Origin of the sequence: Bradyrhizobium lablabi, from assembly GCF_018129385.1 — a bacterium.
GTDB lineage: Bacteria > Pseudomonadota > Alphaproteobacteria > Rhizobiales > Xanthobacteraceae > Bradyrhizobium > Bradyrhizobium lablabi_C.
This window is the reverse complement of record NZ_JAFCLN010000004.1, coordinates 230925-243832: the sequence shown is the minus strand read 5'-3', so window position 1 is coordinate 243832 and position 12908 is coordinate 230925. Positions and strand designations below refer to the sequence as shown.

Below are 12908 nucleotides of genomic sequence, written 5' to 3'. Positions count from 1 at the left end.
CAGCAATGGCCTCAGGCTGCGAGCGGAATCGTTGCCGCGACGCTCACGCCGCGCGTTTCGCGCGCGATCGAAACGGACCCGCCGAGCGCGGCCACTCGTTCGCGTATTCCGATCAGGCCGATCCCTTCGGATGGCATGACTTTGGCGGCATCGCCGCCGCCATCATCCTCGACGCGGATCAGAAGCGCGTTCTCGGCGCCGGCGCGCCGCTCGATCCGCAGCAGGATCTCGCGTGCTGCGCTGTGGCGCAGCGAGTTGGTGAGGCACTCCTGCGCGATCCGATAGGCTGTCACGGCAACGACGCCATGTACGCCGGCAAGGTCGCCCTGGAGGTCGAGCTGTATCGATGGCCGCGCCGCATTCTGCGATCGCCAGCTCTCGACCAGATTGATAAGGCTGGCTTCCAGCCCGAGTTCCTCGGCGGGCGGATGGCGCAAGCGGTTCAGTGTGCCGCGCAGGCACGCCATGATCCGATGGGTGGCCTGCGAAATCATCCGCGCGTCCTGCTTGATGCCGCTCTGATCCGGATGCCGCGCGCTGGCAAGTTCGATCGTATTGGCAAAGGCGAGAATGGCCGAGAGGTTCTGCCCGAATTCGTCGTGCAGTTCGCGCGCCAGCGCGCGCCGTTCATCGTTGCGGATTTCTAGCATACGTTCGGTCAGGGCCGCCCGTTCTTCCATGGCCTGCGTCAGGCGGTCTCCGAGATCGGTGACGGCCCGTCCGATCATGGCAAGCTCCATGGATCGGAAGGCCGGAAGCTGTGTCCTGTATTCGCCGTGCGCCATGCGCTGCAGGGCGGCGACGATCGATCGTGCGGGTGCCAGCGTATGCGCGATCACGAGCGAGGCGAGCAGGGCGATGGCGACCGCCATCAGCAATGCCACGCCGATGTTATCGAGGATGCGTTCCCACGCCAGCGCGATCGCCGCATCGGCATCGGCGGTCGCCGATACCGTGCCCGCGTCGGCAGCGCGGGCGCTGATCGGCACGACGACGGGCGGATGGTTTCCGAGCAGCGTCTGCACGCCGGCTGCGAACCAGCGCGGAGGCGAAAGGCCGATGCCCTTGCTCTGGCCGCAGAGCGGTTTCTCGAACGCACCCATCGGTTCGAATTGAACGCAAATGCCCGGCGAAATCAGTTTCATCGTTTCGATGGTGCGCCATTCGGGCACCGGCAGGAGACGTTCGCGCGTGCGGTTGCTGCGCAGCAGCAATTCGCGCCAGTAGAGCGCCTCCATGGCCAGCGCGACCCGTTGGGCGGAAGCCTCGGTCGCCCGATCGACGCTGCGATAGGCATCGATCGTGGCCCAGAGCGTCGTCGCGCCCAGACAGAGAGCGACGATCAGAATCAGACGGCCGACGAGCTGAAGCACGAGGCGCATGCGATCACCTCTCCACGACGAGCGCATCACAGTAGCAACAGCGTCAATGGTTGCCAATCGCAAGCTTGCATGGGGGCAAGATCGGGAAGATTTCCCGGCCCACCGCAGGCGGGTCTCCTGAGACCGCGCCGGCCGGCTCTGTTCTACTGCTCAAGTCAGGCGGCAGCCTTGCGGCTGCCGCAATGAGGCCGCCCGCCAGGGAGGAAGCAGCATGGGTTCCCCGAACGGCGCTGGCGCCGCGGTGCTTGACATCAACGCGCCCGAGCGCGGCGCCCTGTTGCGGTGGATGATTTTCACCGGGCTTTCCATCTTTGCGGTTGTCCTGTTGTGGCGATATGGGCTGATCCATTTGATGGCGGTCTCGGATCGTACCTACATTTCGAGCGTCATCGTCGCGCTTTATCTCGTCACGTGCGGCCATTGCTTCTGGCGCACCCGTGCGATCGCGCGGGAAGATGAGGTGGCAAGGCGGTGCCGCGTACTGTTGTCGGCACAAGGCGCCGATGCGGCGCTCGATCGCGACGTGGCAAATATGCCGAAAGGCCTCGTGCCGGATCATATCCGCAGCCTCGTGACCAAGGCCGCCGCGCAGGGTTTTGGCCAGATCGACCAGACGCTGCTGCTGCGGGCGCTGGCCGACCGGCTGCGCGGTTCGAACGGCTTTGGCGCCTTTGTTTCCGACATGCTGATGAAACTCGGCCTGCTCGGAACGATCATCGGCTTCATCATCATGCTGGCTCCGATCGCCACGCTCGATGCGGCCGACAAGGCCGCCATGAAATCCTCGATGGGGCTGATGAGCGATGGCATGGCGGTCGCCATGTACACGACGCTGGCGGGTTTGGCCGGCTCCATCCTGATCCGAATTCAGTACTACATGCTCGATGTCGCGACCCAGCGGGTGTTTTCCGACGCTGTCATGATGACGGAGACCTACGTCACGCCGGCACTGGAACGCCGCCATGATGGATGAATTCGGCCTTTACCCGCGCGAGGAGGCGTTCGATCCGCTCGGCGTGATGCTGTTCAAGGCGCTGCAGGTCGTCGCGTTCCTGTTCTTTCTGGCGCTGCTCGCCGTCGCGCCGGATGCCAAGGAGGGCAAGATCGATTCAAAGGCGGAATTCATCATCACGATGGATTGGCCCGACAATCATCCCGACGACCTCGACCTGTTCGTGCAGGATCCCGCCGGCAACGTCGCCTGGTATCGCCGCCGCGAGGCCGGCTTCCTGACGCTCGACCGCGATGACCGCGGTGGCGCGAACGACTTCATCGTCGTCAACGGAAAGAAGATTGCAACTCCCATCCGCGAGGAAATCGTCACCGTGCGCGGCATCGTCGCCGGCGAGTATACCGTCAATGTTTCGCACTTTCAGGCGACGACCGGACAGCCGGTGGCGGCATCGGTGAAAGTTCAGAAACTCAATCCAACGGCGCAGGTGATCTTCGACAACAAGGTGATGGTCGATCACACCGGCCACGAGAAGACGGCAATGCGCTTCGTGATCGATGCCGAGGGCAAGGTGGTCGATGTGCACCAGCGGCCGAAATCCCTGCTGGAAACCTTCCGCAACGCCCGATCCAACGGGGCGGATCTCGATCCAAAGACAGGCGTCAGGATGTCGCGGTGAGTAACCTGCAATCGGTCGTCGTTACATTGTCAGTGGGCTATGCGCTGATCGGCGCGCTGCTGCTCGCCGTTCTGGTCTATGCCCGCTTGCCCTGGCCGGTCAAAGCCGTGGCGGTGGTGGTGACGAGTGCGTTTTACATCGCCAGCTTCGTCGGCGCGCGCAGCCTGATGGGCTGGGCCAGCGAAGACAGGTTGCCCGCGGCCTTCAAGCTGTTGCAGGCGCGCATTGTCGAGCCGCACTCGCTCGAAGGGGACCCCGGTTCGATCTATCTCTGGGTCGAAACCCTCGACGACGGCAATCGGCCGAGCGGACTTCCCAGGGCTTATCGGCTTCCCTACAACAGCGCTCTGGCCGAGAAGACCGACAGGGCCGTCGGAGAAATTGCAGCAGGACGCCCGCAAGGCGGCCGCGCCGCCGACTTTGGCGCCGGCGAGGGCACTCTGCTCGAAGCGGTCAGGGAGTACATCACGCCGACCGCGATCATCGACACATCGGGGGGCGATCCCTCGACGGGGGGAGGATTGAGCGCCCCGCGCAGCGGCGAGGCCGTTTCGTTCACCCCATTACTGCCGCCGCGGATGCCGCCGAAGGACGAGCAGTAATCTTGCGGCTTGCGCGTTTTGGAGGCCGCGTCTTGATCCTTGCGGGTGCTCTGGTTGCTAGTCCCATTTGACCGCCCGGGCGAGGCATCTACACCCGAACGGACGTAGACGAAATCGCGTCTGACGTCCGAACGATTGCGATCCGAATTGGCGACTCGGCTTTTTCGCTTGCCGAGGTCACATTCTTTTCTCGAGTGCGGGAGGCGTCCGTCCAGTCGGCGCGAAGCGATCTCGGTGGGACAACAGCCATGAATCATCGGAGTGTGTGGGACGGCGGCCGCATGGAGGGTGAGCATCTGCTCAAGCACGATGTGCCAGGCTGGTGGTTCTTAGCGGACCCGATCTCAAGAGTCGCGGCCCACACGGGAGGTAATAGCGCCGGCGATGGCGGCAACGGCTATTTTTCCGGAAGCCTGATCGACAGCCGCCATATTGCTTTCGAGCCACTCAATGTGGCGCAATCGGGCGTCCATGCAAAAGGCGCCGCCTATCAAACGAACATTGTGTATTTTGATCAGTCCGCGACCCAGATCGCGGGAGTTGGTGGTGATGGCGGCGATGGGAATACCGCATCGGGAGGAAACGTCGGCGCGTTCGGAGCTGGCGTCCCCGGGTTCGGCCTCCCCGGCCTCTGGGGCGCGATCGGTACTGGTGACAACAGCGCTGGTAATGGTGGCGATGGCCATTTCTCCGGAGCCATGGTGCATGCTCCTGTCGCGGTTTATAACCCGATCAACATTGCGGTGGCGGGCTCCCATGCGACGGCCGACGCGCATCAGACGAACATCGCGTATTTTGATCAGTCCGCGACCCAGATCGCGGGCGTTGGCGGTGACGGCGGCGATGGCAATGCCGCATCAGGCGGAAGCGTCGGCGCGTTCGAGTCTCGCGCTTCGGGTGCGATCAGTACAGGTGAGAACAGCGCCGGAAATGGCGGCGACGGATACGCATATGGGGGCCTCGTTCACGCGACGTTTGCGTTTTACTATCCGATCAACATCGCAATAGCGGGATACAATTCCACTGCTCACGCTGATCAGACAAACAATGTGGTGATCGATCAATCCGCTGTTCAGATGGCCGGCGTCGGCGGTGATGGCGGGAACGACAACGCCGCGAGTGGCGGGGCCGCGGGCAGCTTCTCTTTCCTCGACTTGATTGGCTCTGACGCCATCGAGACCGGCAACAACAGCGCCGGCCACGGCGGCGACGGCCATTTCGCAGGAAGCCTCGTCGATATCGATGTGATCATCTACGCCCCGATCAACATTGCAGTCGCCGGCTACAATTCGACCGCCGACGCACATCAGACCAACGACGTCCAGTTCGATCAGAGCACGATCCAGATGGCCGGAATCGGTGGCGACGGCGGCCACGGCAACGCCGCGTTCGGCGGCGATTTCGCCATGCAGTTGCTGTCGGACCTTCACTTGCTCGATCATGCCTAGCGCTTTTCCGTCTCGATAGAATCGAAGCGAGGCCTTCGGACTCTTGTTTGACGCGTTTTCTTGACCGAACCCACCCCGGACCAGGCCCCGGGGTGGGTTTTCGCTTGAAAACGCGCTGGCGGCATTGGCGTTCGCCAGATCCCGGCGGCGAGAGCGGCAGCATTTCAGGCGTACACCGTACGCAAAGGATGGCATCAGCTTTGGCAGCTAGATCGATCCGGCATCGAAATCCAAAATCGTTGCTGTCCACATTGGGACGCACAGTGTGCAAACCAGCTCAGGGAGACTGACATGACAAAGGCAAAGGCATTTCCTTCCGACACGATCGCGCTCAAGATTTCGACCGGCGGCAACAGCGCAGGAAACGGCGGAGACGGCGTCAACAAGGGAGACATCACCAGCAAGCCCAGTATCGAATTCAACCCCTACAACAAGGCTGATGGCGCCGACGTCGACGTCAAGACCGGCGATCAGGTTCATCAGAAGGCCTATTGGGACGCCGGCGGCGCGAATGCGAAGGCGGAGAAGTATTCCAAGGCAGAGGGTGGAAAGGCCGTATCGAATGGCGACCAGGACTCGGACAGCGGCCACAACAAGTCCTATGTGGACGCCGATACGTCGGCCTATCAGAAGAACTATCTCAAGGCCGACATGAGCCAGAACGTGTGGGCCGGCGTCGGCGGCAATGGCGGAGACCACAACACCGCGAAAGGCGGCGACGTTGACGTCAATATCCTGAGCGACTCGCTCAACAGTCACGAGACCTACTATATCGACGATTCAGGCATGGGGCACGGCTGATCGACGCCTCCGAGAGTAGAGAACCGGCGGCCGGGGGCTGCCGGTTCTCACTTTGCCGGCGAAGTCGGCGAACAACGGGACGGGAAGGATCGGACTTCAGATATCTGGCGGGAACGCAATGCCACCGCTTCGCCTGCAAACGATGTCACCACCGCGAACGCCGCTGAAGGCAGCCTTGCGGGCTTGCGCGGGATCGTTCGGACTCGTTTTCGCGTATAGCTGTAGCTACAATCTTCTTCTGCTCGCGCCTTCCATCTATCTGCTTCAGATCTATGATCGCGTGCTGTCGAGCCGCAGCGGCGATACGCTGCTGATGCTGACGCTCATCGTTGCTTTTGCCGTCGTGGTCGGCGGCGTGCTTGATGCACTGCGCCGCGCTGCTTTGGGCCGCATGGGCGAGTGGCTTGAAGAAGAACTCCATCCGGCAGCGCTCTCGGCGAGCTTCAAATATGCCTATGAAGCCGATCGGGTGCGGGCGTCGGAGGCCTATCGCGACCTCACGGCCCTGCGTCAGTTCGCTCAGTCCGGGGCCTGTTCAACCCTGTTTGACGCGCTCTGGACGCCGCTCTTCCTTGGCGTTCTTTTCCTCGTACATCCCTTGCTGGGAGCGATAGGTGCGCTCAGTGCGCTTTTCCTGCTCGGACTGGGGCTTGCCGGTGATTGGCTCACGGAAGGCCCGCGGGCGCGGTCGGCGGCCGCGCTAACGAGGAGCCAGGGATGGTTCGGCATGACCATCGGAAACCTTCACGTGATCAGGGCCATGGGAATGCTCGACGCTGCCGCGCGCCTGATCGGCCAGGCTGCGCAGGACGCGAGGAGCGAGCAAGGGACGGTCCAGCGCCGCCACGAGACCATCATGATGATTTCCAAACCGGCGCGGGCGCTGGCGCAGGTGCTGATCATGGGGGCTGCCGCCTGGCTTGTCCTGGAACAGAGCAGAAGTCCCGCCATCATCTTTGCCACGAGCTTGCTGTTCGGACGCGCGCTCGCGCCTATTGAAGGGGCGATCGTGGGCTGGAAAGCATTCGCGATGGCTCTCGCCGCCTGCCGCCGGCTCAACGACATCCTGTCCGCTGTCACCCCGGTCAGGTACGTCAAGGCCGTCCCGGACCGGCCAAGGGGCGATCTTATCGTCAGCAATGTCGGCGCCGTACTGCCGGGATCGAGCCACATGTTCCTGAAGGATGTGTCGTTCCGTCTCGCGCCCGGTGAATGCCTGGGCATTATCGGTCCATCCGGCTCAGGCAAATCCATGCTTGGCAAGGTCATCACTGCGATCTCCGCTCCAACGGCAGGCTCTATCCTGCTCGATGGTGTCGACATTTCAGCCATCCGGGATTCGGGCGAATGCCGGCGCGTTGGATATCTGCCGCAGGATATCGATCTCTTCGGGGAAACCATAAAGGACATCATTGCACGGCTGGACGACGCCGATTTGCAGAAGGTCATTGAAGCGGCGAAGCTGGCCGGCATTCACGAGACGATCGTCCGGCTGCCGCAGGGATACGATACGGTCGTCGTTGGCGGAGGCGCCAATCTGCCGCGCGGGCTTCGCCAGCGGCTCGGCCTTGCACGGGCGTTCTTTGGCGACCCGCACCTCGTGGTCCTCGACGAGCCGAACTCCAGCCTCGACGCGCTCGGCGAGCGCATGCTTTTCGACGCCATTGAATGGCTGAAGGCGGCCAATATCACCGTCATCATCATTACTCACCGGATCGGGATCCTCGGCGTAACGGACAAGATCGCCATCATGCAGGACGGCGCGGTTACGGCTTTCGGCGAGAGCAGGGAAGTTTTCGAGAGGTGTTTGGCCCGCGCGCAAGTTGCTTCGCGCGAACCGGTGTGTGGTCGTTCGGACCAGAACAGCGAAGGCAGCCTTGGCGCCTCGCCGCAACCGATCTCGCCATGAGTGGCGGCACGCCTTCTCCCTATCGCTTTGCCCGAAGGGAACGGGATCGCATGAAAATTGCATTCGCCCGGATCTGGATTCGGAAGGCTTCACGATGGTTGAGATTGGGGGCGCCGGCGTTCTGCGATCGGTGGCGCCGTATCATCTGGATTCACACCAGGCATTTTGATCTCATTGCCCAAAGAGGCTGGGATCGTGTGAAAATTGCGTTCGCTCACGCAGAGGTTTGGGAGGCCCCACGGTGGTTGAGATCGGCACCGCCGGCGCTCCGCGACCGGCTTCGCGGTGTCACCTGGACCGGAAATCTGCTGGTTTTCGGCTTTGTCGTTGGTCTCGGCGCCTGGTCAACCTATGCCCCCCTCGAGAGCGCCGCCATCGCTGTCGGCACCGTCGAATCCGAGTCGAGCCGCAAGACGATTCAACACCTCGAGGGTGGCATCATCAGGGAAATTCTGGTCGCGGACGGCGACGTTGTCCGCACGGGACAAACACTGATCGTGCTGGAGGATACCAAGGCCCGTGCCGAAGCCCAGAGCCTCCAGGGCCAGTTGTGGGAGGCGATGGCGCGAGAAGCGCGGCTACAGGCGGAACAGCACGGAGAAGAGCGGGTGTCGTTTCCGGCGAGGCTGGAGACGGCACAGCGCGCCAATCGATCGGTCACGGATATTCTTGCCGGCCAGCTAGCCATCTTCGAAACGCGCCGGCAGGTCTTTCAATCGCAAGCGGCCGTGAACCGGGAAAAAAGGTCGCAGGTGGAAAAGGAGATCGAAGGTCTCCAGGCGCAGGAAAGCGCAGCATCGAGGCGCATCGAAATCGTTCGCGACGAAGCTGCGACCGTCGCCATGCTCGTCAACAAAGGGCTTGAGCGGCGCCCGCGGCTTCTCAACCTCGAGCGAGAAATCGCCGACATCGAGGGACGGCGGGGCGAGATCGTCGCGCAGATCTCGCGCGCCGGGCAGGTCATCAACGAATCCCAGGCACTTCTCCTCAAACTGGAGAATGACCGTCAAAACGAGATCGCGCAGTCGCTGCGCGAGGTACAAAACCAGATTTTTCAGTTGCGCGAGCGACTACAGGCGGCCGAGGACCAACTCTCACGAACGGTGGTCAAGGCGCCTGAGGACGGCGTGGTAACCGATCTGAGGATTCATACACCAGGCGGCGTGATCGGCGCTGGCGCACCTCTCGTGGATCTGGTGCCCCGGCATGATCGGCTCATCGTGATTGCACGCGTCAGGCCCGAGGACATCGATGTGGTTCGTCCCGGACTGAGCGCCGATGTGAATCTTCTGCCCTACAATCAACGCCGGGTACCGCCGCGCCGCGGGATTGTGATGCATGTTTCTGCCGACCGTCTGGTCGACAAGCGCACGGATCAACCTTATTACGCAGCGAAGATCCGCGTGCAGGATACGGCGGTCGCCGGCATCCATGGAGTCCAGATAGTTCCGGGAATGCCGGCCCAGGTGTTCATCAAGACTGGTCGCGGGACAGTGGCGCTCTACGCCCTCAGCCCTCTGCTCGACAGCTTCAACAGTGCGTTCCGCGAGGATTAGCGCGCGTTTCGAACGAAGACCTGCCCGGCGAGCGCAGACAACCTCAAGATGACGGCACTCGTGCGGGTGGCGCATGACCGTTAGTGCGTCGGCTCCAGCGAATCACCGCCTCGGTGCGGTTGCGCGCGGAACATTTTCGCATGATGCGCCGGATATGCATTTTTACGGTGTTTTCCGAAAGGTTGAGCCTGACAGCAATCAATTTGTTGGGTAGACCGAGCTTCAGCGCGTCGAGCACGTGTTGTTCGCGTGGCGTAAGGTCGACCATCGTCCGCTCCGGCGCAGGCGTCGTTGCGCCGTTGCCTTCGTGGATTTCGGATACTTCGGCAACGTCGAGGTGTTCCGAAAGCGTCTTGGGACTCGATGAACCGTTTTGCCCAACGATCGGCAAGGGTCGGTAGACCCCACCGGCAAGAACCAGGCGCAATCCGGCGATCGCTACTTCGACCGGAATCGATTTCGGGAAAAAGCCACGGACCCCCCGCCGCATCGCGGCTGAAATCGTCGGCTCGTCGTCACGGTTTGATAGCAGGGCAACGGACGCTTTCGGACAGAATTCTGCGAGAAACGCGAGACTGACCTCAATCACAGGGTCGGTGATCTCCTTGTCTCCGACATTCAGCGCGATCAGGCGGATATCCCTGCCCGAGAACCAGCTCAGACCACTCGTCGTTGCCATCTCGACGATTTCGAACCCGGTGAGTTCTCTCTTGAGGATATTGATGATGCAGGTGCGCGCCAGGACATGTTGCTCGATGATCACGAGAACCGGTGGTTTCTGTGATCTCAGGTTCTGTGATGCTTGGCCTGGTTCTGCGGTATTGGTAAAATCGTCCATGATATCCCCGAATTCAGAGAATAGCTCAGTCACCCCACCAGTTTGATTTCCATTTCCATAGAGCGAAGTCTGTCACAGCGAATTGCTGCTGATCGCGACGTGCTTCCGACTTTCAAATTCGTTCGCAGGAACGTCGTCGAGGGACCTTCTGGTCTGTTGCAGCGGATCCTGGCAGCGGTTCCGTCGTGCCGGGTTAGCTGCTGCAAATATTGCGATACGCGCTCGCCGCCGCCGAATTCGCGGAGCCATCGACGACGTATGCATCGTCGTCCTTGACGAGATACAGAAATGGCCTGTCTCCGGTATCTTCGCCTGACGCTTTCTTTCCTTTGACGAGGCCGCAAATCGTGTCGACGGACTTTCCGAGCGTATTCTTGCGGATGGCCCGATTCATCTCAACGAACTCCGCAGACGTTGGGTCTTCCAGCTTTGCGGCAATCGTGGTCTTCGCCTTGATAATGACCGGATCCTCGGCGGGTCGAGCTGATGCCGGAGTCTCGGCTTTCGCTTCGACCACGGCGGGCTTTGTTTGTTTTGCAGCGAGCTGGGGCTTGTCGCGGACACGGGCAGTCGACGGCTCTTCCGCCTTCGCCGCAACGGCGGGCCTGGCTCTTGTTGTCGCGGAGCTGGTTCTTGTTGACGCCGGCGTCGGTTCAATCGGCCGACTGGCCGCCGTCCTGTTGAAACAGCCGAAACCGCTCGGGTCCGTGCATATGTCCGCGTTTTCTTGTGGCGGTAAAAGGCAGCTACAGCCAACCAGGGTCACAGCTAGAGTACCAACGACTAGCGTTCTCATGCGAATCCCTCATCAGGAGCCTGAGTTCCGCCCGCACTTCTTGCGGCGATCTAACAATGTTGCGCTGGTTCTTTATCCTTTGCGCAAAAGTATTAACTGCATGTTAAACGCGCGACCGCCCCGAACTTTTGCTGCAAGCGCGGCGGGCCGCCTATTGCCGGAACTCGTTGGTCAATTCGCCGATGCCGTCGATGGCGACCGTTATCGTGTTGACCGGCTCCTTCATGACGCCGACGCCGATCGAGGTGCCGCAGGCGATCAGGTCGCCCGGCAACAGCGTCATGTCACGCGAGATCAGGCTGACGAGCTCTTGCGCGGAAAAGATCATGTCCGAGATCGGGTAGTTCTGGCGCTCCACACCGTTGAGGATGGTGCGCACCACCAGCTTTGCGGGATCGATGCCGGAAACGATGACCGGGCCGAACGGCCCGTAGCCGTCGATGCCCTTGGAGCGCGCCCACTGCGCGAAAGTGGGATCGCGGGTGAGGATATCGTTGGCGGTGATATCGTTGACGCAGGTATAGCCGAAGATGAAGTCGTCGGCCTCGCCGGGAGAGACTTCGCTGCAGGTCTTGCCGATGACGATGCCGAGCTCGCCTTCATAGGTGGTCTTGCCATTGTAGGAGGCGGGGCGCCGGATCACGGCGCCTGGTGCGGCGACCGTCGTGGTGGCCTTGAGGAGATACAGCGGCTCCGGCGGTTCCGGCTGATTGAGTTTGGCGGCCAGCGCGTGAAAATTATTCCACAGCGCGACGATCTTGCTCGGCTCGGTCGGCGCCAGCAACTCGACATCCTCGAGTGCCAGCGTCCGGCCCATCGGCGTAGCAGCGCCGAACATTTCGCCGTCATATACGGCGATGCCCGATGGCGTGAGCGTGCCAAAGCCGCTCTCGCCATGATGTTGGAAACGTACCCAGGCGGTCATGCGAAAGCGGGCGCTTGCGTTTGAGTGGCGGGACGAACCGTGCCGTCATACAACCCGGCGATCTTGGCGCGCTGCGCGACCAGCGCCAGCACCGTGTCGAGCGCAGGCGTCGGGATGCCGGTCAGGCGACCCATCTCCTGCACCACGGTCACCAGCGGATCGATTTCCATCGGACGGCCGCGTTCCAGATCCTGCAGCATCGAGGTCTTGTGCGCGCCGACCTTGCGCGCGCCCTCGATGCGGCGCTCGACGTCGACGCGGAACTTGACGCCAAAAGTCTCCGCGATCGACTGGGCCTCCAGCATGATCGCCTTCGACAGCGCGCGCGTGGCCGGATCGGAGCAGATCACGTCGAGCGTCGCGTGGGTGAGGGCGCTGACCGGGTTGAGGCAGACATTGCCCCACAGCTTTAGCCAAATCTCGTCGCGGATGCGGTCGAGGACAGGGGCCTGCATGCCGGCCCTGGTGAAAATTTCCGACAAGCGTTGCACGTCGTCGGTCGTTTCGCCCGAGGGTTCGCCGAGCGGAAAGCGGTCGCCATAGACATGACGGATGATTCCGGGCGCCTCGATCTCGGTTGCGGGATAGACGATGCAGCCGATCGCGCGATGGGCGCCGAGTTCGCGCCACTGCCGGCCGCCGGGATCGATGCTTTCCAGCATCGAATTCTCATAGGCGCCGCCGTGCTTGTGGAAATACCAGTAGGGGATGCCGTTGACGGCGGTGACGACGCGTGTGTGCGGCCCGAGCAGCGGCTGCATCTGGTCGAGCACGCCGGTGATCGAATGCGCCTTCAGGCAGATGACGACAAAGTCCTGCACGCCGAGCTCGGCGGGATTATCGGTGCAGCGCGGATGCGCCACGCGCTCCTCGTCGCCGATCAGGAGTTTCAGGCCGTTGGCCTTCATGGCGGCCAGATGCGCGCCACGCGCCACCAGGCTCACGTCCACGCCGGCGCGCGCAAGCTGCACACCGAGATAGCCGCCGATCGCGCCGGCGCCGTAGATACAGATTTTCATG

General features: G+C 62.1%; 12 protein-coding genes. 7 read left to right on the top strand and 5 right to left on the bottom strand.

Annotation, left to right across the window (positions count from 1 at the left end; translation table 11 throughout):
• Positions 1-11: 11 nt before the first annotated feature.
• Positions 12-1382 carry a sensor histidine kinase gene (locus JQ628_RS10670; protein ID WP_212222499.1) on the bottom strand — a complete coding sequence of 457 codons (1371 nt, stop codon included), beginning with the start codon at positions 1380-1382 and terminating at the stop codon, positions 12-14.
• Positions 1383-1593: 211 nt separating this feature from the next.
• Here JQ628_RS10670 and JQ628_RS10665 point away from each other — a divergent pair, with 211 nt between their 5' ends.
• The 7 genes from JQ628_RS10665 (at position 1594) to JQ628_RS10635 (ending at position 9329) form a co-directional block, all read left to right on the top strand.
• Positions 1594-2355, top strand: coding sequence for a MotA/TolQ/ExbB proton channel family protein (locus tag JQ628_RS10665; RefSeq protein ID WP_212222498.1), 762 nt, complete (start codon positions 1594-1596; stop codon positions 2353-2355).
• On the top strand, positions 2345-3013 hold the full coding sequence (locus JQ628_RS10660; protein WP_212222497.1) for a hypothetical protein: 669 nt from the start codon (positions 2345-2347) through the stop codon (positions 3011-3013). Before JQ628_RS10665 ends, JQ628_RS10660 begins: the two co-directional genes overlap by 11 nt.
• Positions 3010-3615 carry a hypothetical protein gene (locus JQ628_RS10655; RefSeq protein WP_212222496.1) on the top strand — a complete coding sequence of 202 codons (606 nt, stop codon included), beginning with the start codon at positions 3010-3012 and terminating at the stop codon, positions 3613-3615. The genes JQ628_RS10660 and JQ628_RS10655 overlap by 4 nt, the downstream gene beginning before the upstream one ends.
• Positions 3616-3863: 248 nt before the next feature.
• A complete protein-coding gene (locus JQ628_RS10650) occupies positions 3864-5063 on the top strand; it encodes a hypothetical protein (protein ID WP_212222495.1) in 1200 nt (399 codons plus the stop codon).
• Between the two features lie 291 nt (positions 5064-5354).
• A complete protein-coding gene (locus JQ628_RS10645) occupies positions 5355-5864 on the top strand; it encodes a hypothetical protein (RefSeq protein ID WP_212222494.1) in 510 nt (169 codons plus the stop codon).
• Between the two features lie 118 nt (positions 5865-5982).
• A complete protein-coding gene (locus JQ628_RS10640; protein WP_212222493.1) occupies positions 5983-7773 on the top strand; it encodes a type I secretion system permease/ATPase in 1791 nt (596 codons plus the stop codon).
• A 50-nt stretch (positions 7774-7823) separates the two neighbouring features.
• Positions 7824-9329: an HlyD family type I secretion periplasmic adaptor subunit gene (locus tag JQ628_RS10635; RefSeq protein WP_212222492.1), complete on the top strand. Its 1506-nt coding sequence runs from the start codon at positions 7824-7826 to the stop codon at positions 9327-9329.
• Between the two features lie 43 nt (positions 9330-9372).
• Here the strand turns inward: JQ628_RS10635 and JQ628_RS10630 are convergent, their stop codons facing one another.
• The 4 genes from JQ628_RS10630 to JQ628_RS10615 all read right to left on the bottom strand — a co-directional run bounded on the left by JQ628_RS10630 (position 9373) and on the right by JQ628_RS10615 (position 12907).
• Positions 9373-10167 (bottom strand): response regulator transcription factor, encoded by a 795-nt coding sequence (locus JQ628_RS10630; RefSeq protein WP_249127730.1) that lies wholly within the window; start codon positions 10165-10167, stop codon positions 9373-9375.
• 193 nt (positions 10168-10360) lie between these two features.
• A complete protein-coding gene (locus JQ628_RS10625; RefSeq protein ID WP_349628046.1) occupies positions 10361-10684 on the bottom strand; it encodes a hypothetical protein in 324 nt (107 codons plus the stop codon).
• A 430-nt stretch (positions 10685-11114) separates the two neighbouring features.
• Positions 11115-11888 (bottom strand): fumarylacetoacetate hydrolase family protein, encoded by a 774-nt coding sequence (locus tag JQ628_RS10620; RefSeq protein ID WP_212222491.1) that lies wholly within the window; start codon positions 11886-11888, stop codon positions 11115-11117.
• Complete coding sequence (locus JQ628_RS10615) at positions 11885-12907, bottom strand: 2-dehydropantoate 2-reductase (RefSeq protein WP_212222490.1); 1023 nt, start codon at positions 12905-12907, stop codon at positions 11885-11887. Before JQ628_RS10615 ends, JQ628_RS10620 begins: the two co-directional genes overlap by 4 nt.
• Position 12908 lies beyond the last annotated feature (1 nt).